Origin of the sequence: Bradyrhizobium sp. RD5-C2 (genome assembly GCF_019972155.1) — a bacterium.
Taxonomy (GTDB): Bacteria; Pseudomonadota; Alphaproteobacteria; order Rhizobiales; family Xanthobacteraceae; genus Bradyrhizobium.
Genome location: NZ_BOVL01000067.1, coordinates 19,334 through 41,850 on the forward strand (window position 1 = coordinate 19,334; position 22,517 = coordinate 41,850).

The following is a 22,517-nucleotide window of genomic DNA, read 5'->3' on the forward strand; positions in this document are numbered from 1 at the left end:
AATTTTCTGATTGATTGTCGGTTAACCCTAGATGCCAACCCTTAGCAAAGGGTTCACGCGGTAACCGGCTGACGACATCGCAAAGTGCTTCGCTGTCAGCACCGGCTGACGCAGTGATACCGGCTGTTGTTGTGCAGCGTGGTAAGGCCTGAAATGACAGCGGGCGCCTCACGGCGCCCGTTTTGTCAGGCTAATCCCAGTTCTTCAGCTTCCAGGGCTTTATCTTCCACGGCGTCAGGTTTTCCATCCGCCATTGCGTCCAGCGCTCCGGCGGCCAGTGGCTGAGGCGCGAGGTTTCCTTCACCTCGGGAAGCGGATCGATGATGCGTGGTGCGGCGCGACGGCGCTTCTGCCGCGTCGCCTCACTGATCATGTCGACGAATTCGTTCTTGTCGGCCACGTCCGGCTCCCCACGAAACTTGTGTTCGCGAGGACCCAGTGTGCGTACGTCACGTTAACGAGCCGTTTCCACAACGGCTCGAGCTTGAGACGAAAACCGCGCTTACCTTACCGCCAGTCGCGGATATCGACGAAGTGGCCGGCGATCGCGGCGGCCGCAGCCATCGCAGGCGACACCAGATGGGTGCGGCCCTTGAAGCCCTGGCGGCCCTCGAAGTTGCGGTTCGAGGTCGAGGCGCATCGCTCTTCCGGCTTCAGCTTGTCCGGGTTCATGGCGAGGCACATCGAGCAACCCGGCTCACGCCATTCGAAGCCGGCCGCAAGGAAGATCTTGTCGAGCCCTTCGGCTTCCGCCTGCTCCTTCACGATGCCCGAGCCCGGCACGATCATCGCGTTGACGTTGGCGTTGACGGTCTTGCCCTCGGCGACCTTGGCGGCGGCGCGCAGGTCCTCGATGCGGCCGTTGGTGCAGGAGCCGATGAAGACGCGGTCGAGCTTGATGTCGGTGATCTTGGTGCCGGCGGTCAGGCCCATATATTTCAGCGCGCGGTGCTTGGAGAGCCGCTTCGCTTCGTCCGCGATCTTGTCGGGATCGGGCACGAAGCCGGTCACCGAGATGACGTCCTCAGGGCTCGTGCCCCAGGTGACGATCGGCGGCAGTTTTGCAGCGTCCAGCCGCAGCTCGTGGTCGAAATGCGCGCCTTCGTCGGAGCGCAGTGTCTCCCAGTAGCGCATCGCGGCATCCCAGGCCGCGCCCTTCGGCGCCTTCGGGCGGTCGCGCAGGAAGTCGAACGCCTTCTGGTCGGGCGCAACCAGGCCGGCGCGCGCGCCGCCTTCGATCGACATGTTGCAGACCGTCATGCGGCCTTCCATCGAAAGCGCACGGATCGCCTCGCCGGCATATTCCAGCACATAGCCGGTGCCGCCGGCGGTGCCGATCTCGCCGATGATCGCCAGGATGATGTCCTTGCCGGTCACGCCGTCGGGCAATTTGCCGTCGACGATCGCGCGCATGTTCTTGGCCTTCTTCTGGATCAGCGTCTGCGTCGCCAGCACGTGCTCGACCTCGGAGGTGCCGATGCCGTGCGCGAGCGCGCCGAACGCGCCATGCGTCGAGGTGTGGCTGTCACCGCAGACGATGGTGGTGCCGGGCAGCGTAAAGCCCTGCTCCGGGCCGATGACGTGGACGATGCCCTGGCGCTTGTCGAACTCGTTGTAATACTCGATGCCGAATTCCTTGGCGTTCTCCGCCATCACCCGCATCTGCTCGATGCTTTCCGGGTCGGGGTTCGGCTTCGAGCGATCGGTGGTCGGGATGTTGTGGTCGACGACGGCGAGCGTCTTCTCGGGCGCGTGCACCTTGCGACCCGAAGCGCGCAGGCCTTCGAACGCCTGCGGCGAGGTCACCTCGTGCACCAGATGGCGGTCGATATAGAGCAGGCAGGTGCCGTCCTCGGCCTCGTGGACCAGATGGTCGTTCCAGATCTTGTCGTACAGCGTGGTCGGTTTGGACATGAGCTTCAGCTCCAGAAGAAATTCAGTGGTGAATGGCGTCAAGCGCGTCTCGGCGCGCGAGCCGGCGACAGCGTCCAGGCAGCGTTACGCTGCGCGCGTAAGCTCTGACGTTGCCGACGTCGCAAAGCGTCCGAAGAAGCGGCCGGGCAGCCGCGAGCGATCGTCGATCACGACGCGCTGGCAGCGCTGGCTTGCTTGATCCGGAACCATTCTAAATTTCTAACACAGGGCTCGTGGCCGCGACAATCGATCGATTGCGCGGGTGCCCCTGTCGTCATTGCCGGGCTCGACCCGGCAATCCATCCTCTTGAACGAGAGTGCTCATTTCGATGGATGCGCGGGCCTGATCCGCGCATGACAGTCGAGGCTGACCTTCCACATAGGTATGCCGCAACAAAAAAGCGCGGGGCAGGCCCCGCGCTTTTGGTCACATCCCTTTCGGGGTGAATCACTCGCCGACGGCGGTCTGGCGGTCCTGCTTCTCGACGATGCGGGCCGACTTGCCGCGCAGGCTGCGCAGGTAATAGAGCTTGGCGCGACGCACCTTGCCGCGACGCACGACCTTGATCGAGTCGATCATCGGCGACATCACCGGGAAAACGCGCTCGACGCCCTCGCCGTACGAAATCTTGCGCACAGTGAAGCTCTCGTTGAGGCCGTGGCCGGAACGGCCGATGCAGACGCCTTCATAGGCCTGCACGCGGGTGCGTTCGCCTTCGACCACCTTCACGTTGACGATGACGGTATCGCCGGGTCCGAATTCCGGAATGGTCTTGGTGGCGGCGAGCTTGTCGAACTGCTCTTTTTCGAGCTGCTGAATCAGGTTCATCGAAATCTCCATCGGCGGCGCGCCCAGCCTGTGCGGGCTGCGCAAACGTCCATCTATCCTGCGCGTGTGCGGATTAGGCCGTGCCTATAAGGCAAAGCGCAGGGTTTGTCACCCGTCTGTCGTGTTTTTTGTCCCTCGCCGGGCCGCTTTTTGGCTGGCCTTCCGGGCCCAGAGATCGGGCCGCCGGGCCGCCGTCAGGGCCTCGGACTGGGCCAGCCGCCAGGCCGCGACCTTGGCGTGATCGCCGGAAATGAGGATTTCCGGGATTTGGCGGCCCTCGAACTCCTGCGGACGGGTGTATTGGGGGTATTCCAGTAGTCCTTCAGAAAAGCTCTCCTCGGTTCCCGAGGCCAGCTTCCCCATCACCCCCGGCAGCAGGCGGACGCAGGCGTCGATCAGCGCCATCGCCGCGATTTCGCCGCCGGACAGCACGTAATCGCCAATCGAAACCTCCTCGAGGTTCCTAGCCTCGATCACCCGCTGGTCGATGCCCTCGAAGCGGCCGCAGACGATCAGGGGGCCAGGTCCGGCCGCCAGCTCGGCGACGTGGGTCTGGGTCAACGGCCGACCCCGCGGGCTCATCAGGAGGCGCGGGCGGTCCGGCGCAATATCAGCGGCGTCGATCGCTGCCGCCAGCACGTCGGCCCGCAGCACCATGCCCGGGCCGCCGCCGGCCGGCGTGTCGTCGACGCTGCGGTGCTTGTCGGTCGCCGATGCCCTGATGTCGCGCGCCTCCAGCGCCCAGAGACCCGTGGCCAGCGCCTTGCCGGCCAGGCTCACGCCGAGCGGTCCCGGAAACATGTCCGGGAACAAGGTCAGCACGGTGGCGCGCCATGGCGTCGCTTGGGATGGGGGCGCTTGCGATGTCATGGCCTCTGGTTACGGCACCACGGCCGTGAGGTCGAGGCTCTGCATTATGGCGGCCGCGTCCACCGCGCGGCGGAAGTCGGCGAGCTTGAAGGTCGCGATGTTGATCTTGCGCAAATCGAGCAGGCCTTCGGCGGCGAGGCCGGCCAGCTGGCCCGGTGCCGTGCGGTTGTACATGAACTGCCCGACCACTTCCCAGTCGTTGGCCAGCATCTCGCGGAACGAGAGTTCGAGCGGCGCCTCGGCGCTGCCCATCAGCACCATCCGGCCGCCACGCTTGAGCGCGCGCAGGGCGGACAGTGTGGTCGAGGTGCTCTTGGCGGCGCCGAGCAGGTCGAGCGCGACATCGGCGCTGCCGCCGGCGGCGCGGCGGATGATCGAAAGGTCGGCGGCGGCATCGCCGGTGACGACGGCGGGAATGACGCGCGGGCCGAATGCATCGCGCAATTGCTCGAGCGCGGCCTGCTTGCGTCCGACGGCGACGACGCGGCCCGCGCCCATCGCGACCGCGAGCATCACGCCGCCCGAACCGAAATAGCCGGTCGCGCCGTTGACGATGATGGTCTGTCCGCCGCGCAGGCCGGTGCGCTGCAATCCGCCGAACGGCACGATCAGTTTCGCCAGCCCGATCAGCTCGGTCGCCGGCTTGTCGTCGAGATTGGCAAGCGGCGTGACGCAGGCGGCAGGCCAGTGCGCGATCTCGGCAAACACGCCGTCGCGCCAGCGCGCCTGCAACGCCAGCGCCTCCGGCGTTGTCACCGTGGCGGTGAGGCCGATCAGGATTTGCGGCGGATCGCGATCCGGCACGTCGCCGCGCAGATGCGGGCTGAGGAACACGCGGTCGCCGCTCCGCACATGGGTGACGTTGTCGCCGGTGGCGACGATTCGCGCGATCGCGTTGGTGCCGGGCACGAACGGCATCGGCGGCAGGCTGTAGGGCAGCGCGCCCGACAAGAGCTTGTTGGTGTAGGACAGCACCATGCCGGCCTCGATCCGGACCACGACGCCATCGGGCGCAGGCTTCGGCGTTGCGACATCCTCGAAGCGAAGATCATTGTGGGCGTGCAGTCGCCAGGCCTTGTGCGTGCTTGTCATTGCGATGCTCCGTGAGACCATTGCTTAAGTAGCCCGGATGGAGCGAAGCGCAATCCGGGAATCGCGCCGGCAATGAGGAGCGATCCCAGATTTCGCTGCGCGTCATCCGGGCTACAGACCCAGGCTGATCAAGTGTCACGCGGCCGTTGGATCGTCGGCAAGATGCCGCGCGAGCGCCATGGCAAGCGGACAGATTGCCAGCGCTGTGATCGCGGTCGCTACCGTCGCAAGCGTCGGGCCGAGCGCGTCGCCAAGCAGGCCGTAGAGCACGGGTGCGATCGCGCCCGATCCGATCGTGCCCGTATAGAACAGCGCGAAGGCACGCTCGGTCTGATGTGGCGGCGTGAGCTCGGGCACCGTGCCATAGAGCACCGAGGAGGTGCCGTTGAGCATCACGCCGAGCAGCGGCAGCAGCACGATGGCCGGCGTCAGCGGCAACACCAGCACCGCAAGGATCAGCGCCGCCGTGCCGCTTTCGGTGATCAGCACGGTGCGCAACGTGCCGACGCGCTCGCCGAGCCAGCCGCAGGTGAATTTCCCCGCAGCGCCGCCGATGAAGACCAGCGCCAGCGCGAGGCCGTTGGTTGGCAGCGAGGCGCCCTTGTCGCGCAACAGGAACGGCAGGAAGGTGAGAAAACCCATCCTGACCGCGGTGTCGAGAATTCCGATCGCGAGCAGCCAGTGAAAGCCGCCGCCGGCGGCTTCGCGGCGCGACGCGGCGGCCATCGTGTGCTCGGCACCCTTGCCGACCGAAGGCATCCAGAGCGCGATGCAGATCGCGACCAGCAGGCCTGCAAACGCGAGCACGAGCAGCGTGTGCCGCCACGACATGATCACGAGCAGGATCGAGGTCAGCGCGGGGATCGCCGCCTTGCCGAGATCGCCGGAGAAATTGTAGATGCCGAGCGGGCCGCGCGCAGCCGCGCCATAGGCGCGCGACACCGCTGATGATGCGATCGGATGCTGCGTGCTCGAACCCGCGCCGGAGAGTGCGAGCGCCAGGCCAAGCCCGATGACGCCGCCGGAGAATCCGGCGAACACATAGCCGAGCGCCGACAGCGCCGTGCCGGCGATCAGGATGATCTTGCCGTCGATCCGCTCCGCGAGGCGTCCGACCGGAATCTGCAAGCCGGCCATGGCGCCGGCATAGAGCCCGCGCAGCAGCGCCAGCAGCCCGTAGCTCAGCGCGAACTCCGCCTGCCAGACCGGCAGCAGCACATAGATCAGGTCGGTGTAGCCGTCATGAAGGGCGTGGTTGAGCCCGGTCACCGTGAGTGCGCGCGTCGCCTGGGTTTGGCCGGGCCGGGATGCGCCCGCTTCCGTGGATACGCTCATCGCCGCCCTCCAAAGCAAGAAAAACTAAATATAGAGCGGCTGCGCATCGGAGAGGTCTTTCGAAAAGAAGAGATATATGAGTAGTTTGTTGCGCAATATGCGCCCGAACCGGCGCTGTCACAAATCATTAATAATCGGATCATGCGTTAGAAAATCTGGTATTGAGAGGTCATGTTCGTCCCACGCCGCAGCCTGCCGCCGCTCAATGCGGTTCGCGCCTTCGAGGCCGCCGCGCGGCTCGGCAGCTTCAAGGAGGCCGCCGCCGAGCTCAGCGTGACCCATGGCGCCGTCAGTCAGCAGATCCGGCTGCTCGAGGAGTGGCTGGGCGCGCCGGCGCTGTTCCGGCGATCGGTGCGGCGCGTGGTGCTGACACCGGCGGGCGCGGCGCTGTTGGCGGAGTTCGCGCCGGCGCTCGACCGGATCTCGGCCGCCGTGCAGCAGCATCGCGCGCGACGCGGCGACGCCGCGGTGGCGGTGTTGCGCGTCAACGCGCTCGCGACCTTCAGCCTGCGCTGGCTGTTGCCGCGGATGAGCCGGTTTCGCGACGAGCATCCCGACATCGAGGTGCGCTTGAGCACGTCGAACGATCCGGTGGATGCGCTGCCGGAATCATTCGACGTCGTGATCCGCGGCGGTCCGGATACGTTTCATGGCTTCTCGTCGCGCTTCCTGGTTTCGGAGCGGCGATTGCCGGTGTGCAGTCCGTCGCTGCTTGCGCAATTGCCGCTCGATGAGGTCGCGGATCTCTCCCGGCATACGCTGCTGCATGTCACGTCGATGCCGCGGCTATGGCGCGACTGGCTGACCGAGGCCGGGCACTCCGCGCTGGAGCCGGCGGGTTCGCTTACCTTCGATCATTTCTATCTGACCATCCAGGCTGCGCTCGATGGCCTCGGCGTTGCGATGGGTCCGACCGCGCTGATTTCGGACGATCTCGCGGTCGGGCGTCTGGTGACGCCGTTCCCCGCGATCAGCCTGCCGGCGCGGAGCTACTTCGCTTATTTCCCTGCAGGCCGCAGCAACGATCCGCACAGCGCGGTGTTCTGCGACTGGCTCGAGCAGCAGGGCCGGATGACGGGCTGATATTTTCGGTTCAGGCTGCCGACGGATCGTCGCCGTCGACTTCCTGCGGCAGGTCGATCACGACGCGGCCACCGGCAAGATCGACTGTCGGCACCACAGCATTGGTGAAGGGCAGCAGCATCGTCGCGCCCTGCGGCGGGGCGATCTCGATGATGTCGCCGGCGCCGAAATTATGGATCGCGATCACCTTGCCGAGCGTCTGCTCTGATGTCGTCACGGCGGCGAGGCCGATCAGGTCGGTGTGGTAATATTCGCCGTCGTCGGTTTCCGGCAGCCGATCGCGCGGAACGTAGAGCTCGAGACCATTAAGCCGTTCAGCGTCATCGCGGCTGGCGACGCCCTTCAACGTCACCACCAGATGGTCCTTGGCCTCGCGCGCATGCGTGAGCTCGAACTGGCGCGTGCCGTCCTTGGTCATCAGCGGGCCGTAGTCCTTCACGGCCAGCGGATCTTCGGTGAAGGTCCACAGCCGGACGGCGCCGCGCACGCCATGCGCAGCGCCGATACGGGCGACACAGACCGGTGCAGTCACCGTGGTCGCCGTTCAGTCTATGCCTTGGCGGCGGCTTCGGCCTGCGCCTTGCGCTCCTTGCGCGGCACGGCCTTTTCCGGGTTGTTGCGCGCGGCGCGCTTGACGACGCCGGCGGCGTCGAGGAAGCGGGTCACGCGATCCGACGGCTGCGCGCCCTTGGCGAGCCAAGCCTTCACCTTGTCCATGTCGAGCTTCAGGCGGGCTTCGTTGTCCTTCGGCAGCAGCGGGTTGAAGTGGCCGAGACGCTCGATGAAGCGGCCATCGCGCGGGAAACGCGAGTCGGCGACGACGACGTGATAGACCGGACGCTTCTTGGTGCCTGCGCGAGCGAGGCGGATAACAACGGACATTTAGTTCTCCTTCAAAGGTCGATGTGTTCGATTGATTGGCATTCCGCGTCGCGCCGGCTGCATGTGAGCCATCACGACGAATTCCTCATTTCTTCTTGCCCGGGAAACCGCCGAGGCCCGGCAGCATCGGCTTGCCGGAAAGGCCGGTCAGGCCCGGCACGTTCGGCAGACCGCCGCGCAGCCCGGCCGGCAAATCCTTCGGCAAATTGGGCAGACCGCCGCCGGCGCCGCCCTGCATCTTCTCGGCGAGCGCCTTCATCTCATCGGCCGAGGGCGGCTTCATGCCGCCGCCAAAGCCCATCGCCTGCGCGATCCCGGCGAGCGGGCCGCGCTTGCCGCTTCCCATGGCCTTCATCATGTCAGCCATGTTCCGATGCATCTTCAGCAGCTTGTTGACCTGCTCGACGCTCTGGCCGGCGCCTGCCGCGATCCGCTTCTTGCGGCTCGCCTTCAGGATGTCCGGATTCTTGCGCTCCTGCCGCGTCATCGAATCGATCACCGCGACCTGACGCTTGATGATCTTGTCGTCGATGCCGGCCGCTGCGATCTGGTTCTTCATCTTGGCGATGCCGGGCATCATGCCCATCAGGCCGCCGATGCCGCCCATATTCGCCATCTGCTGCAGCTGTTCGCGCATGTCGTTGAGGTCGAACTGACCCTTGCGCATGCGCTCGGCGGTGCGCGCGGCCTTCTCGGCGTCGATGTTCGCCGCAGCCTTCTCGACCAGCGAGACGACGTCGCCCATGCCGAGGATGCGGCCGGCGATGCGGTTCGGATGGAAGTCTTCCAGCGCGTCGGTCTTTTCGCCGGTGCCGAGCAGCTTGATCGGCTTGCCGGTGACCGCGCGCATCGACAGCGCGGCGCCGCCGCGGCCGTCGCCGTCGACGCGTGTCAGCACGATGCCGGTGAGGCCGACGCGCTCGTCGAACGCGCGTGCGAGGTTGACCGCGTCCTGGCCGGTGAGGCTATCCGCGACCAGCAGCACTTCATGCGGGTTGGCGGCGGCTTTGATCTCGGCCGCCTCCTTCATCATGTCTTCGTCGAGCGTGGTGCGGCCGGCGGTGTCGAGCAGCACCACGTCGTAGCCGCCGAGCTTGCCGGCCTCCAACGCGCGCCTCGCGATCTGCGGCGGCATCTGGCCGGCGACGATCGGCAGTGTCGGAATGTCGAGATCGCGGCCGAGCACCGCGAGCTGCTCCATCGCCGCCGGGCGGTAGACGTCGAGCGAGGCCATCAGCACCTTGCGCTTGTCGCGCTGGACCATGCGGCGCGCGAGCTTTGCGGTGGTGGTGGTCTTGCCGGAGCCTTGCAGGCCGACCATCATGATCGGAACCGGCGGCACGGAATTGATGTCGATGGTCTGGCCGTCGGAGCCGAGCGTGGCGACCAGCTCGTCATGGACGATCTTCACGACCATCTGGCCCGGCGTCACCGACTTGACGACGGTGGCGCCGATCGCCTGCTCGCGGACCCGGTCGATGAAGCTGCGGACGACCTCGAGCGCGACGTCGGCCTCGAGCAGTGCGCGGCGCACCTCGCGCATCGCGGCATCGACGTCCTTTTCGGTCAGCGCGCCGCGCCCCGTCAGACGATCGAGAATGCCACCAAGCCGTTCCGACAGATTGTCGAACAATGCCGTTGTCCTTCGTTGCGCCCGTGAGCGCGCTTCACTCGCTTCCGGTCATGACCCGCTCTCGCGGGTGATGACCACATAGTCCGCCTCGGCACCGTGCCAAGACGATGGTCCAAACACTTTTGCGCCCGAGGGCGCATCGCGCTGTCGGGCGTTGGCCTCTGGCCTCCAGGGCCAGTCGGCGGGTCGAAAAGACGGATCTTTCCGAGAAAGTCGCGGCGTTAAACGCTGCCGGGGCGGCAAAGTCAAGGAAAGTTTCGCCGCAATTGGCGTAGCCTGAGCCATAAGGCATTGAAATCGCATCAATTTGCCACGCTGGTTCCGAATTCGGCATCGTCACCCATATAAACGGAGCCTGCCTCCTGTTGGGAACCCGCGTGCCCATCGTCACCCGCCGCCGCCTTCTTGCAACCTTGACCAGAGCCACTGCCGCGATCGGCGTGCCCTCGATCTGGATGTCCCTGATGAAAACCTATGACGGCCCCGTCTCCGATCACTTCGACGGCCTGCACTTCTTCGATCCGGATGGCGCGCCGCCGAAATCGCTCGGCGAGGTGCTGCGCTGGCAGTTCGGGGGCAGGCGGCAGCGCGCGGTCTGGCCGGAATGGGCGCCGAGCCCCTATGCCGATACGCCGCCGCCGCGCGTCGATGGCGACAAGGTGCGGTTCTGCTTTATCGGTCACGCCAGCTGGCTGATCCAGACCGGCGGCCTCAACATTCTGGTCGATCCGGTCTGGTCGATGCGGGCCTCGCCGTTCAGCTTCGCAGGTCCGAAGCGGCACAATGATCCGGGCGTGGCCTTCGAGAAGTTGCCCAGGATCGACGTCGTGCTGGTGTCGCACGGCCATTACGATCATCTCGATGTCGGGACGCTGTCGAAGCTGACTGCGGCGTTTACGCCGCGCGTGATCACGCCGCTCGGCAACGACGTCACGATGCGCGCCTCCGATGCCGCGATCAAAGCCGAGGCGTTCGACTGGCATCAGCGCGTCGAACTCGGCGGCGGCGTTGCCGTGACGCTGGTGCCGACGCGGCACTGGTCGGCGCGCGGCCTGTTCGATCGCAACAAGGCGCTGTGGGCGAGCTTCGTGCTGGAGACGCCGGCCGGCAAGCTCTACATCGTCTGCGATTCCGGCTATGGCGACGGCCGGCATTTTCGCCGGGTTGCCGAGGCGCATGGCCCGCTGCGGCTCGCGATCCTGCCGATCGGCGCCTATGAGCCGCGCTGGTTCATGCAAGACCAGCACATGAACCCCGAGGACGCCGTGAAGGCGCTGGCCGATTGCGGGGCGACGCAAGCGCTGGCGCATCACCACGGCACGTTCCAATTGACCGACGAGGCAATCGACGCGCCGGCGATCGCACTCGGTGAAGCGCTCGACGCGGCCAAGGTGTCGCGCGAGAGGTTTCTGACGCTGAAGCCGGGACAGGTGTTCGAGGTTTGACCGTCGTCCCGGCCTTCGCCGGGACGACGTTAATTGGCCGGCTTGAATTACTTCTCCTTGATCGCCCAGGAGACGCTGACATTCACCGTCAGCGTTTCCTCGCCTTGCGCGACCGGCGTCGGTGCGGCGAAGCCTGCCGTGGCCATCTTGGCGCGGAACATCGGCACCGGCGCCGAGCCGACTTCCGAGATGTTCAAGGGCGCGCCGAGCGTGACGCCGGCGGCCTTGGCGTAGATCTCCGCCTTGCGCCGGGCGTCGGCGATCGCCCGCTCGCGTGCCTCGTCGAGCAGCTTCGAGGCCTGCGACACCGAGAAATTGAGCCCGCCGATATCATTGGCGCCGGCACCCACCAGCACGTCGATGACACCCGCGACCTTGCTCACATCATGCAGCTTGATCGTGACGCGATTGCTCGCGTGGTAACCGACGATGCTGGGCGGCGCGTTCGGCGACGACGGCGGGCGGTTGGCGAATTGCGGCTGCAGCGACAGCCGCGAGGTCTGATAGTCCTTCTCCGCGATGCCGGCGCCCTTCAGCGCGGCCAGCACCTTGCCCATCGTCACATTGTTGGCGTCGGTGGCCTCGCGTGCGGTCTTGCCGTCGGTTGTGACGCCGGCGTCGAGCTGCGCCTCGTCGGGCGCCGCCGATACGGTCGCCTCGCCAGTGACCGAGATCGCCGGCGGAAAGTCGCTGTCGGCGAATGCGGGCGCAGCCAGCAGCGTGGTCGCGATGAGGGTGGCGGCGATGGGGAGGCCGAGGGGAAGGCGATAGGTCATCTGGCTCACTTCAGGGGTACGTAGACGTTGATCACAAGCTTGTCTTCGGCGGTCTTCAGCGGATCGGTGATGTATTCCTCGATAAAGGTGTCCTTGGCTTCGAGCTTCTTGTCGTCGAGGTGATTGGTGATCGCCTCATAGGTGTTGTCCATGTTGTCGTAGGACCCGCGATGAACGAATTTCAGCGCCTTGCCGTCCGGCGAATTGCCCATGCTCATGTTCTTGCCGAGGTTCTTGACGTCCTGGTCGACCGGAATTTCGGCGATGAAGGTGAAGCCGGTGTCGTCGGTCGAGGTGTAGACGATCATCGGATTGCCCGCGGCCTTGACGCCGTCCTTGTCGAGCAGCGCGGTGAGCTGCTTGAACGCCTCGATCAGCGCGTCGAAGGCCGAATCCCAGTTGGCCGTGCCCTTCAGCATCACGACCTTCTTCGGTTCCAGCGTGAACGGCTCGCCGAACGGGTCGGCGGTCTGCGCCGGGGCGGCCGGCGGCGGCGCAGGGGACTGCGATGCGGCCGGGCTGTCAGCGGGCGACTTGGTCTCGGCCGGCGGGGGCACCGGCGTTGCCGATGGCGCTGGCGCGGGAACGGGGCTCGGGCTTGCCGCCGGAGCGGGCGAGGCTGATGGCGACTGTGCAGGCGCCGGGCTTGCCAGGGCGATCGCGGCCAAAGGGAGCAGCGCGACCAGGGCCGCGCGGAGTGTGTTGATACGGTTCATTCGGTATTCTCCATCCCCTTCCCTCAAACGGCCGCTCGATCTGTCCCGGCGCGCGCGGTCCCTGAGGTGCGATATTCCTAACACGCGAGTTCTGCATTCGTCCCATGACAGATGTGTCATAGGGCCATTCTGACTGGCCAATGGGCCACCACTCGCCATATAACCGGGCAGAATTTAGGAAAATCGATGAGCGCGCTCGCCAATCACGCATTCGCCAAGATGAACGGCATCGGCAACGAGATCGTCGTCGTCGACCTGCGCGATTCCAAAGCGCAGGTTTCGGCTGATGAGGCGCGCGCGGTGGCGTCGCCGGCCGGCGGCGTGCCCTATGACCAGCTGATGGTGCTGCAGCCGCCGCGGCTCGACGGCACCGAAGCGTTCATCTCGATCTACAACAATGACGGCTCGGAGGCCGGGGCCTGCGGCAACGGCATGCGCTGCGTGGTGCGGCGGATCTTCGAGAAGACCGGCCAGACATCGGCGACGTTCCAGACCCGCGCCGGGCTGCTCAATTGCTGGCAGGGGCCGGCGCCCGATCTCTACACCGTCGACATGGGCGTGCCGAAGTTCGGCTGGCAGGACATTCCGCTGGCTGAGGAATTTCGCGACACCCGCTACATCGAGCTGCAGGTCGGGCCGATCGACAATCCGGTGCTGCATTCGCCCTCGGTGGTCTCGATGGGCAACCCGCACGCGGTGTTCTGGGTCGACGACGTCAATGCCCACGACCTCGAACGTTTCGGGCCGCTGCTGGAAAATCATCCGATCTTCCCGGAGCGGGCCAACATCACGCTCGCCCATATCGTCGATCGCGACCACATCACGATCCGTACCTGGGAGCGCGGCGCCGGCCTCACCAGGGCTTGCGGCTCGGCGGCCTGCGCGACCGCGGTCGCCGCGGCGCGGCTGAAGCGGGCCAACCGGATTGTCGAGGTCACGCTGCCCGGCGGCAAGCTCGGCATCGAGTGGCGCGAGCGCGACGACCACGCGCTGATGACCGGCACCGCCGATTTCGAATATGAGGGCCGCTTCGATCCGGCGCTGTTCGCCAACGTCGCCTGACCATCATGAGCGTCGACGTCGTCACCTTTGGCTGCCGCCTCAACGCATTCGAATCCGAGGTGATCAGGCACGAGGCGGAGCAGGCCGGGCTCACCGACACCATCGTCATCAACAGCTGCGCCGTTACCAATGAGGCGGTGGCGCAGGCCCGGCAGTCGATCCGCAAACTGAAACGCGAACGCCCGGCGGCGCGCATCGTCGTCACCGGCTGTGCGGCGCAGACGCAAGCCGACATGTTTGCCGGGATGGCCGAGGTCGATCGCGTCGTCGGCAATGACGAGAAGATGCGCAGCGGCGCCTGGCAGGCGACGCGCGCCGCTTTCGATGCGCCGCTTGGCATCGATGCGAGCGAGAAAGTCGCGGTTGCCGACATCATGGCGGTGACCGAGATGGCGCCGCATCTCCTCGACGGCTTCGAGCGCGGCCTGCCACGGGTGTTCGTACAGGTGCAGAACGGCTGCGATCATCGCTGCACCTTCTGCATCATTCCCTACGGCCGCGGCAATTCGCGCTCGGTGCCGATGGGCGCGGTGGTCGATCAGGTCCGCACATTGGTCGAGCGCGGTCATGCCGAGATCGTGCTGACCGGCGTCGATCTCACGAGCTATGGCGCCGACTTGCCGGGCGCGCCGAAGCTCGGCCAGCTGACCCGGCAGATCCTGCGCCATGTGCCCGAGCTGAAGCGGTTGCGCATCTCCTCGATCGATTCGATCGAGGCCGACCGCGACCTGCTCGATGTCATCGCCGACGATCCACGGCTGATGCCGCATCTGCATCTGTCGCTGCAATCCGGCGACGACATGATCCTGAAGCGGATGAAGCGCCGGCATTCACGCCAGGACGCGATCGATTTCTGTACGCAGGTGCGCCGGCTGCGGCCGGACATCGCGCTCGGCGCCGACATCATCGCGGGCTTCCCGACCGAAACCGAGGAGATGTTTGTGCGCTCGCTCGATCTGATCGCGGAATGCGATCTCACCTTCCTGCATGTGTTTCCCTATTCGCGACGTCCGGGCACGCCGGCGGCGCAGATGCCGCAGGTCGAGGGCGGGACGATCAGGGAGCGCGCCAGGCGGCTGCGCGCGGCCGGCGAAGCCGCGCTGCTGCGGCGGCTTGCTGCGGAAGCCGGCGCGACGCGCGAGGTGCTGATCGAGAGCGACAGGCAGGGCCGTACTGAGCATTTCCTGCCGGTTGCGATCGACGGTGATGAGCGGGGCATGGTGCGGCGCCTCGTTGTGACCGGCCACGATGGTGTGCGTCTCACGGCATCGACCGGCGACGTTCATTGAGACGACGCTCTCCGCCCGCTCCCCTCTCGTCATTCCGGGGCATGCGAAGCATGAGCCCGCAATCCATTCGTCCATTTGCTATGTGGCCCGATGGATTCCGGGCTCTCGCTTCGCGAGCCCCGGAATGACGGGGAGAGAATGCGGCCCTGCGACACATCAACCCGACGGGCAAAATTCCGCGTCGCGCTTCACCACTTCAGATGTTCAATATGCCGGTCTCACGCGATTGAGGGGCGCTTCGCGATCGCCACGAACGCGGTGCGGAATGCGATGAACGCGGACTGCGCCCTCACTCAGTCCTGATGTTCGCGGCCCGGACGACCTTGGCCCATTTTTCGAGTTCGATTGCGACTTGTCTGCTGAACTCTGCCGGCGTGCTCCCGATTGGCTCGAGACCAAGTGTCAGCAGGTGTGCCCTCATGCCCGGATCTGACATGCTCCTGACGATCTCGCGGTTGAGGAGCGCAATGATATCCGGATGGGTGACGGCTGGAACAAAGACACCGAACCAATTGTCGAACTCGATGTCCGGATAGCCTGCTTCTGCCGTCGTTGGTACGTCGGCGAGCGCATGCAACCGTCTCCGGTATGCCATCGCCAGTGCGCGCAGCTGGCCGTCCCCGACCTGCGGCACAATTGGTGCCGGTGCGGCAAGGCACATTGTCGTATGGCCCGCCACCGTCGCGCCGATTGCCAAAGCCGCGCTGTTGTAAGGGATGTGTAAAAGGTCGACGCCGAGCGACTGGCGCAGCATCTCGCCGACGATATGTCCGGGCGACCCCACCCCGGCGGTCGCGTAGTTGAATTTGCCGGGATTGCTTTTGATCAGGGCAGCCAGCTCCTTGAGCGTCTGCGCCGGCACAGACGGATTTGCCGCGAGCACGACACTTGTGCTGACGGCGAGCGTGACCGCATCGAACGACGTGCGAGCATCATAGGGGACTTTGTCGTGCAACGCGGGATTGATCGTGAAGCTGGGCGGCGTGACGAGAACGGTGTATCCGTCGGGCGCCGCCATGGCCGCGCGGCCAACGCCAATGTTGCCGCCGGCGCCGCTCACGTTCTCGACGTAGAACTGCTCTCCGAGCCGCTCGGATAATTTCTGCGCGATGATCCGGCCGAAAACATCGGCGTTCCCGCCTGGCCCGAACGGAACGATCATGCGCACCGGTCGTGCCGGATAGGCCTGCGCCCGCACGATGCCCGGTGCGGCCAGCAGGACGACTGAGCTTGCGATGAAGGTTCGTCGCTTCATGCGAACACGCTGCCCGATCATCCGTCGCAGCGTCATCTAACTACAGTGCGGGTGCCCCAGCCAACGTCAACAAATCGCAGATCTTGTCTGGGTCGAAAGCCGTGCGCATCCTTTCGGGGTACGCATTTTTCTCCCGCGTCATTCCCCGGTGCGCCAACAATCTCGACGTCGTCCCCGGCTAGTGGGCAATTGCGCACGGGAGCAGGGACCCACAACTACGATGGTTGTTGTTGGTCGTGATGATGCCGAACCAGCTGGTTTGACAGGTTGAAATCGGAATCATCCGCGCCATCTCGCGCGACGTTGTCAGTGCGCGCGTCCGTTGGGCTTTGGCGGTTGCGACGCGCGAACCTGCCAGAACCGCAGCAGGCGATCGGCGTCTCCGCGTGTCATCTTGGTGAACTGGCCCTTTGCATGAGTGAGCTCAACGGAGCCCATGGAGCCGGTCGTATAGCGGCATTCCATCACCGCGGCGGTGGTCTCCCAGCTCAGGCCTGCCGCCCGGCACGGCACCAGCAGGCCTTCACTGCGCAGGCTTTGCATCAGGGAGCGGATCACCTCGACGTTCGACCGCGCAAGATCCGCGAGCACGACAACGGTCTCCTCATATTTCCGCTGCCTGGCGAAGCCGAGCAGGGCGGCCTCGTTGAGCTTGTCGCTGTCCTTTAGCCTCGCGACGTGGCGCTTGGCTGCGGTGAAATCGCGGACCTGCGACATGTCGCGCTCGACGCCGGCGGCGACTGCGGCGATCGCGTGCCGGATTTCCTCGTAGAGATACGGCGGGGCACGCTCCAGCAAACGGCCGCGCACCTCTTCCGTTGCCCGGCGCAGGAGCTGAAGACGGAGCTCCGCCGGCAGGTCCGCGCGGATGCCGGTCTCGACTGCGAGGGTCGGATCGTGCTCGGCTTGTGCGAGGACGACGGCAAATCCGTCCGGCGATACTTTGGCGCCGGGATTGGTGACCAGGCGGTGGCTCACGCTTGCAAAGCGACGGGCCAGCAGTGCATCGGTGACGACTTCCTTCAGCCACCAGCGGCCGGCGACGGCGAGCAGGTGCTGTTCGCTCTTGGTCTGCGCGATCTCGACCAGGTCCTCGGCACTGAGGCGTGAGGATTCCTGCAGCATCGGCCGCGCGACCCGGATCTCGTCGTTGCTGGCGAGGCGGCGAACGATCGCGGGCGGTGCCTGCGCGACCGGGGCGAGCTGCTCGCTGATCTCGGCAAGCGCCATCCGGGCGCTGATCTCGGCGAGCGCGCGTAGCTCGATGGTCTTGACCAGCCGTTCGAGCACATTGTCGAACAGTTCGACCTGCTCGCTGTTGAAGCTGCCGGCGGAGAGGAGGAACAGATCAGTGACGCGCTTCGCCGTGGCAATGCATTTTTCGGCGGAGCCGGCGCGGATCGCAGCCTCGACCTCGTCGATAATTGCCTGCCCGGCAGTCAGCATTGCTCGTCCTGAGCCCGTCCCGATGCGCTTGTTCTAAGCCAGCTCGCAGCTCTATCGGGCGGACCTGAACGTTTCGTAAGGATAATGGTCAGTAGAATCCCGGAGGATTACTCGCCGTTCCAGCCGCAGGCCTTGAGCCGCTCCTGCATGTGCGCCGGCGCAGGTGCTACGACATGCACCGGGTCCTTGTTGCGGGAGATCGGGATGCCGATTTCGCGGGAATGCAGATGCAGGGTCGGCTCGCCGAAGCGCGGACCGTTGCCATAGATATTGTCGCCGACGATCGGCCAGCCCATCGCCGATGAATGCACCCGGAGCTGGTGGGTGCGGCCGGTGACCGGCTCCATCGCGAGCCAGGCGATGCCCTCGCCGCGTCCCAGCACCTTCCAGTTGGTGACGGCCTTCTGGCCATCCGGGTCCGGCTTCTGCCACCAGCCGCGCTCGGCATTGAGCCGGCCGAGCGGCATGTCGATGGTGCCTTCGTCCTCGGTGGGGCCGCCCTCGACCACGGTCCAATAGGTCTTCGCAATCTTGCTGTGCTTGAACAACAGCCCGAGCGAGGCGGTCGCCTTGCGGTGGCGTCCCAGGACGAGGCAGCCGGAGGTGTCCTTGTCCAGCCGATGCGCCAGCACCGGCGGCCGCGGCAGGCCGAACCGCAACGCGTCGAACGAGGCCTCCAGATTGGGGCCACCCTTGGGACCGCGGTGCACCGGCAGGCCGGCCGGTTTGTCGATAACCAGCATCAATCCATCGCGGTGGAGCACCCGCGCCAGGATCTCTTCCGCGGTCAATTGGGGAACATCGATCAATTCGTCGAGACTTTCGTTTGTGAGGCGAAACGGCTAACACACCCCCGCCATGAACGATACCACGGGAACAAAACAGAGCTGGTGGCAGCGGCTGAAAGGCGGCCTGAAGCGAACCTCGAGTTCGATCGGGACCGCGGTCGCCGACCTCGTCACCAAGCGTAAGCTCGATTCTGCCATGCTCGATGACATCGAGGATGTGCTGCTGCGCGCCGACCTTGGTACCGATGTCGCGGTCCGCATTGCGCAGGCGGTCGGCAAGGGCCGCTACGACAAGGCGATCTCGGCCGATGAGGTCAAGGACGTCGTTGCGACCGAGGTCGAGAAGGTGCTGGCGCCGGTGGCGAAGCCGCTCGAGATCGATGCGACGCTGAAGCCGTTCGTGATCCTGGTCGTCGGCGTCAACGGCTCCGGCAAGACCACGACGATCGGCAAGCTTGCGGCGAAATTCTCCGCCGAGGGCCACAAGGTCATGCTGGCCGCCGGCGATACCTTCCGCGCCGCGGCGATCGAGCAGCTCAAGGTCTGGGGCGAGCGCACCAAGTCGCCGGTCATTGCGGGCGCGCAAGGGTCGGATTCGGCAAGCCTCGCCTTCAGCGCGCTGACCGCGGCCAAGGAGCAGGCGCGCGACGTGCTGCTGATCGACACCGCCGGCCGCCTTCAGAACAAGTCCGAGCTGATGAACGAGCTCGAAAAGGTCGTTCGCGTCATCAAGAAGGTCGATGCGTCGGCGCCGCATGCGGTGCTGCTCGTGCTCGACGCCACGGTGGGACAAAATGCGCTGTCGCAGGTCGAGGCGTTTCATCGTACGGCAGGCGTCACCGGCCTCGTGATGACCAAGCTTGACGGCACGGCGCGCGGCGGCATCCTTGTTGCGCTGTCGGAGAAGCACAAGCTGCCGGTACATTTCATCGGCGTCGGCGAAGGCGTCGAGGACCTCGCGCCCTTCACGGCGAAGGATTTTGCCAAGGCAATTGCCGGGATCGAATAATTCATCCTTCGGGACGCGCGCTGGTGCGCGCTCCTCCAGCAACAACGGCAAAGCCGTTGTGCAGGGATGACGGTGGGATACGAAAGGTCGTCATCCAGAGGAGGCGCGGAGCGCCGTCTCGAAGGATGGCCAAGACACGAGTTCAATGGACTGAATTGATGGACAAGACCCAGCCACATCCGCTGTTCAAGCTCGCAACCGAGCTCGGCCCGCTGCTCGTGTTTTTCATCGCGAACGCCAAGTACCATCTGTTCGTCGCTACGGCTGCGTTCATGGTGGCGATCGTGGCGGCGATGATTGCGTCCTATGTCGTGACCAAACACGTGCCAATCATGGCGCTGGTGACCGGCGCGATCGTGCTGGTGTTCGGCACCCTGACCTTGGTGCTGCACGACGAGACCTTCATCAAGCTCAAGCCGACCATCATCTACGGCCTGTTCGCGGCCGTGCTCGGCGGCGGGCTCTTGTTCGGCCGTTCCTTCATCGCCGTGATGTTCGACCAGATGTTCAATCTGACGCCGCAGGGCTGGCGCATCCTCACCATGCGCTGGGCGCTGTTCTTCGCCGGCATGGCCATCCTCAACGAGATCGTCTGGCGGACGCAGACCACGGATTTCTGGGTGAACTTCAAGGTGTTCGGCGTGACGCCGCTGACCATGATCTTCGCCATCGCGCAGATGCCGCTGACCAAGCGCTATCATCTGGAGCCGGTCTCGCTGGAGACCAGCGAGGCGGACGCCGGCGATGTGCGGAAGGGGTAGCGGCAGTCTGCTCCCTCGCCCCGCTCTCTTGTCCGCCGAAGCCCGCCTTCGGGCGAAGGCGGATGCGGAGAGAGGGCTGGGGTGAGGGGCTATCTCCACGGATAGGTCGGAGATTGTTGCGAATACCTTCCAAAGCCCCTCACCCGAAATTCCCGCTTCGCGCGAATTTCGACCTCTCCCCGTAAAGAACGGGGAGAGGTGAAGTGAACCGCCTCAGCTCTTCTGCTTGGCGACGATCTTGTCCTTGATCTTGTCGTAGGTCGCCTGCGGCAGGATGTTCTTCTGCACCAGTTCATCCTTGCCCTTGTAGGGGCGGCCCTTGATGATCGCAGCCGAGTAGGCCTTGCCGACACCAGGCAGCGCGTCGAGCTGGTCCGCGCCGGCGCTGTTGATGTCGAGCAGGTCGTCCTTCGCCATTCCCGTCGTCTTCAGATCAGGGGCCGCCGCTTTCGGCGCTGGCGCGATGTGGCTCTCGGATTTGGCGGCGGGCGCGACCGGCTGCGGCGACTGGGCCATCGACGGCGTGGCCGTCATCAGGCCGAGCGTGAGCGCGGTAGCAAGAAGTGAAGCGAGCGTGGTCTTGCGCACATGTCCCTCTCCGAGGAATGAGTGAAGTCACGCCATGGAGTTAGGGTTGAGTTCGTGGCGTCGCCGTGGCCGGGAAATGAACCGCAGATAAACCCGTCGAAGTATTATGCCGCAGGTGTTTTCTCGCGTCGTTCATGCTCGATTCATGTTCGCGAGCCGCGGCGTGCCGATGCGATTACTTGTCCGCGCGCAGCGCTTTCTCGATCTCGGTCTTGAGCACGGTGTTGACGTTATCAGGCGTCACCGGGCCGACCAGCTTGTAGACGATCGTGCCCTCGCGTCCGACCAGGAAGGTTTCGGGCACGCCATAGACGCCCCACTCGATGGAGGCGCGGCCGTTGCCGTCGACGCCGACGATGCCGAACGGATTGCCGTAGCGGCCGAGGAAGCGGCGCGCGTTCTCGGGCGAGTCCTTGTAGTTGATGCCGATGATCTGGAAGCGCTTGTCGCGGCCGAGCTCGGTCAGCAGCGGCGCCTCGTCATGGCAGGGCACACACCAGGACGCCCAGACGTTGACGATTGAGACCTTGCCCTTGAATGCGGCGGGATCGAGACCGGGGACAGGCGCACCGTCCTTCACGAGGCCGTCGAGCGCGGGCAGGACGGTCTGCGGTGCCGGCCGACCGATCAGCGCCGACGGAATTTTGGAGGGATCGCCGCCATAGAGCCGCAGCAGGAAAAGTCCGGCGAGCCCGAGGAAAAGTACCAGCGGCAGCACCACCAGCAGCCGGCGGGCTTGCGGCGGACTGTTGGTCGCCTGATCGCTCATCGAATATCCGCCGCGCTGCGGCCGGAGCGGCGCGTGATGCCGCTGGCCTCGATCTCCTTCAGGCGCGCCTGTTGGCGGCGATAGTCGGCGGTGATCCAGACGATCAGGAGCAGCACGACCGCGGCGACCAGCGCATAGGACGTCACGATGAAAGAGGCGTAGGGACCAAGCGACATCGCGTCACGCCGCTCCAATTTCTTTTGGACCGGCGGCCGCTTCGCTAGTGAACGCGACGCGGCTGGCTTGCATCATCTGCAGGCTGCGCACGCGCCGGCGCAGGATCTCGTTGCGCATCGCCGCCAGATGCAAGGTGATGAAGAGCAGCGAAAACGCGATCGCCATCACCAGCAGCGGCCACAGGAACGCCTTGTCGAGCGTCGATCCGCCCATCCGAAGCACCGAGGACGGCTGATGCAGCGTGTTCCACCAGTCGACCGAGAACTTGATGATCGGGATGTTGATCGCGCCGACCAGGGTCAGGACCGCCGCCGCCCGCGCCGCGCGCGAAGGGTCCTCCACCGCACGCCACAGCGCCATCAGGCCGAGATACATCAGGAACAGGATCAAGACTGAGGTCAGGCGCGCGTCCCACTCCCAATAGGTGCCCCACATCGGCCGGCCCCACAGCGAGCCGGTGACCAGCGCAAGGAAGGTGAAGGCGGCGCCGATCGGGGCGGCAGCCTTCGCGGCGACGTCGGCAAGCGGATGCCGCCACACCAGCGTGCCGAGCGCGGCCACGCTCATGACGCCCCAGACGAACATCGACAGCCACGCATTCGGCACGTGGATGAACATGATCTTGACCGTGGCGCCCTGCTGGTAGTCGTCGGGCGCCATCGCCGACTGGTAGAGCCCGATCGCGAGCAGGATCGCGGTCACGCCAGCGAGCCACGGCAGGGTCCGCGCGGTCAGCGCCAGAAACCTGGTCGGATTGGCGAGGTCGTTCAGCGTCTCAGTCAGCTTCATGGCACCCTG

At 65.5% G+C, this 22,517-nt stretch carries 24 protein-coding genes; 6 read left to right on the forward strand and 18 right to left on the reverse strand.

All coding sequences use genetic code 11. The annotated features are described in order from the left end of the window. Positions 1–190: 190 nt before the first annotated feature. From BraRD5C2_RS38690 to BraRD5C2_RS38715, 6 genes are all read right to left on the reverse strand, one after another. Positions 191–400, reverse strand: a complete 210-nt coding sequence (locus BraRD5C2_RS38690) for a hypothetical protein (protein WP_223977663.1) — start codon at positions 398–400, stop codon at positions 191–193. Between the two features lie 107 nt (positions 401–507). Continuing rightward, positions 508–1,914 (reverse strand): 3-isopropylmalate dehydratase large subunit, encoded by a 1,407-nt coding sequence (gene leuC, locus BraRD5C2_RS38695; RefSeq protein WP_223977665.1) that lies wholly within the window; start codon positions 1,912–1,914, stop codon positions 508–510. A gap of 448 nt (positions 1,915–2,362) precedes the next feature. Then, positions 2,363–2,743, reverse strand: a complete 381-nt coding sequence (rplS, locus tag BraRD5C2_RS38700) for a 50S ribosomal protein L19 (protein ID WP_092126446.1) — start codon at positions 2,741–2,743, stop codon at positions 2,363–2,365. Positions 2,744–2,851: 108 nt separating this feature from the next. After that, entirely contained in the window at positions 2,852–3,613 is a 762-nt protein-coding gene (trmD, locus tag BraRD5C2_RS38705) for a tRNA (guanosine(37)-N1)-methyltransferase TrmD (protein WP_223977667.1), read from the reverse strand. Between the two features lie 9 nt (positions 3,614–3,622). Further along, the gene (locus tag BraRD5C2_RS38710; RefSeq protein WP_223977669.1) at positions 3,623–4,705 is read right to left on the reverse strand and encodes a quinone oxidoreductase family protein; all 1,083 of its coding nucleotides are present in this window, start codon (positions 4,703–4,705) and stop codon (positions 3,623–3,625) included. Positions 4,706–4,840: 135 nt separating this feature from the next. Then, the gene (locus tag BraRD5C2_RS38715) at positions 4,841–6,040 is read right to left on the reverse strand and encodes an MFS transporter (protein WP_223977671.1); all 1,200 of its coding nucleotides are present in this window, start codon (positions 6,038–6,040) and stop codon (positions 4,841–4,843) included. 171 nt (positions 6,041–6,211) lie between these two features. Here BraRD5C2_RS38715 and gcvA point away from each other — a divergent pair, with 171 nt between their 5' ends. Next, on the forward strand, positions 6,212–7,123 hold the full coding sequence (gene gcvA, locus BraRD5C2_RS38720) for a transcriptional regulator GcvA (RefSeq protein ID WP_223977673.1): 912 nt from the start codon (positions 6,212–6,214) through the stop codon (positions 7,121–7,123). A 10-nt stretch (positions 7,124–7,133) separates the two neighbouring features. On the opposite strand, the gene rimM is transcribed toward gcvA, so the two are convergent. From rimM to ffh, 3 genes are all read right to left on the reverse strand, one after another. Continuing rightward, entirely contained in the window at positions 7,134–7,655 is a 522-nt protein-coding gene (gene rimM, locus BraRD5C2_RS38725) for a ribosome maturation factor RimM (RefSeq protein ID WP_223977676.1), read from the reverse strand. A gap of 17 nt (positions 7,656–7,672) precedes the next feature. Beyond that, complete coding sequence (gene rpsP / locus BraRD5C2_RS38730) at positions 7,673–8,005, reverse strand: 30S ribosomal protein S16 (RefSeq protein WP_050402543.1); 333 nt, start codon at positions 8,003–8,005, stop codon at positions 7,673–7,675. An 85-nt stretch (positions 8,006–8,090) separates the two neighbouring features. Then, a complete protein-coding gene (gene ffh, locus BraRD5C2_RS38735; RefSeq protein WP_223977678.1) occupies positions 8,091–9,638 on the reverse strand; it encodes a signal recognition particle protein in 1,548 nt (515 codons plus the stop codon). 377 nt (positions 9,639–10,015) lie between these two features. Here ffh and BraRD5C2_RS38740 point away from each other — a divergent pair, with 377 nt between their 5' ends. Beyond that, positions 10,016–11,083, forward strand: a complete 1,068-nt coding sequence (locus tag BraRD5C2_RS38740; RefSeq protein WP_223977680.1) for an MBL fold metallo-hydrolase — start codon at positions 10,016–10,018, stop codon at positions 11,081–11,083. 47 nt (positions 11,084–11,130) lie between these two features. Here BraRD5C2_RS38740 and BraRD5C2_RS38745 read toward each other — a convergent pair whose 3' ends face one another. Beyond that, on the reverse strand, positions 11,131–11,859 hold the full coding sequence (locus BraRD5C2_RS38745) for an SIMPL domain-containing protein (protein ID WP_223977682.1): 729 nt from the start codon (positions 11,857–11,859) through the stop codon (positions 11,131–11,133). 5 nt (positions 11,860–11,864) lie between these two features. Beyond that, a complete protein-coding gene (locus BraRD5C2_RS38750) occupies positions 11,865–12,575 on the reverse strand; it encodes a GyrI-like domain-containing protein (protein WP_223977684.1) in 711 nt (236 codons plus the stop codon). Positions 12,576–12,761: 186 nt separating this feature from the next. Between BraRD5C2_RS38750 and dapF the strand changes: the two genes are divergently transcribed. Both dapF and mtaB read left to right on the forward strand, forming a co-directional pair. Continuing rightward, positions 12,762–13,637, forward strand: coding sequence for a diaminopimelate epimerase (gene dapF / locus BraRD5C2_RS38755; RefSeq protein ID WP_223977686.1), 876 nt, complete (start codon positions 12,762–12,764; stop codon positions 13,635–13,637). Between the two features lie 5 nt (positions 13,638–13,642). Next, positions 13,643–14,926 carry a tRNA (N(6)-L-threonylcarbamoyladenosine(37)-C(2))-methylthiotransferase MtaB gene (gene mtaB, locus BraRD5C2_RS38760; RefSeq protein WP_223977688.1) on the forward strand — a complete coding sequence of 428 codons (1,284 nt, stop codon included), beginning with the start codon at positions 13,643–13,645 and terminating at the stop codon, positions 14,924–14,926. A gap of 289 nt (positions 14,927–15,215) precedes the next feature. On the opposite strand, the gene BraRD5C2_RS38765 is transcribed toward mtaB, so the two are convergent. The 3 genes from BraRD5C2_RS38765 to BraRD5C2_RS38775 form a co-directional block, all read right to left on the reverse strand. Next, complete coding sequence (locus BraRD5C2_RS38765; protein ID WP_223977690.1) at positions 15,216–16,181, reverse strand: Bug family tripartite tricarboxylate transporter substrate binding protein; 966 nt, start codon at positions 16,179–16,181, stop codon at positions 15,216–15,218. A gap of 306 nt (positions 16,182–16,487) precedes the next feature. Further along, entirely contained in the window at positions 16,488–17,627 is a 1,140-nt protein-coding gene (locus BraRD5C2_RS38770) for a DUF2336 domain-containing protein (RefSeq protein ID WP_223977692.1), read from the reverse strand. A 107-nt stretch (positions 17,628–17,734) separates the two neighbouring features. Further along, a complete protein-coding gene (locus BraRD5C2_RS38775) occupies positions 17,735–18,436 on the reverse strand; it encodes an RluA family pseudouridine synthase (protein ID WP_223977694.1) in 702 nt (233 codons plus the stop codon). 49 nt (positions 18,437–18,485) lie between these two features. Here BraRD5C2_RS38775 and ftsY point away from each other — a divergent pair, with 49 nt between their 5' ends. Then, a complete protein-coding gene (ftsY, locus tag BraRD5C2_RS38780; protein ID WP_223977696.1) occupies positions 18,486–19,424 on the forward strand; it encodes a signal recognition particle-docking protein FtsY in 939 nt (312 codons plus the stop codon). A gap of 158 nt (positions 19,425–19,582) precedes the next feature. Continuing rightward, positions 19,583–20,185 carry a septation protein A gene (locus tag BraRD5C2_RS38785; protein ID WP_223977697.1) on the forward strand — a complete coding sequence of 201 codons (603 nt, stop codon included), beginning with the start codon at positions 19,583–19,585 and terminating at the stop codon, positions 20,183–20,185. Positions 20,186–20,398: 213 nt separating this feature from the next. On the opposite strand, the gene BraRD5C2_RS38790 is transcribed toward BraRD5C2_RS38785, so the two are convergent. The 4 genes from BraRD5C2_RS38790 to BraRD5C2_RS38805 all read right to left on the reverse strand — a co-directional run bounded on the left by BraRD5C2_RS38790 (position 20,399) and on the right by BraRD5C2_RS38805 (position 22,508). After that, the gene (locus BraRD5C2_RS38790) at positions 20,399–20,773 is read right to left on the reverse strand and encodes a ComEA family DNA-binding protein (RefSeq protein ID WP_223977699.1); all 375 of its coding nucleotides are present in this window, start codon (positions 20,771–20,773) and stop codon (positions 20,399–20,401) included. A gap of 175 nt (positions 20,774–20,948) precedes the next feature. Beyond that, on the reverse strand, positions 20,949–21,542 hold the full coding sequence (locus BraRD5C2_RS38795; protein WP_223977701.1) for a DsbE family thiol:disulfide interchange protein: 594 nt from the start codon (positions 21,540–21,542) through the stop codon (positions 20,949–20,951). Next, complete coding sequence (ccmD, locus tag BraRD5C2_RS38800; RefSeq protein ID WP_223977703.1) at positions 21,539–21,718, reverse strand: heme exporter protein CcmD; 180 nt, start codon at positions 21,716–21,718, stop codon at positions 21,539–21,541. Before ccmD ends, BraRD5C2_RS38795 begins: the two co-directional genes overlap by 4 nt. Before the next feature lie 4 nt (positions 21,719–21,722). After that, entirely contained in the window at positions 21,723–22,508 is a 786-nt protein-coding gene (locus tag BraRD5C2_RS38805; RefSeq protein WP_223977705.1) for a heme ABC transporter permease, read from the reverse strand. Positions 22,509–22,517 lie beyond the last annotated feature (9 nt).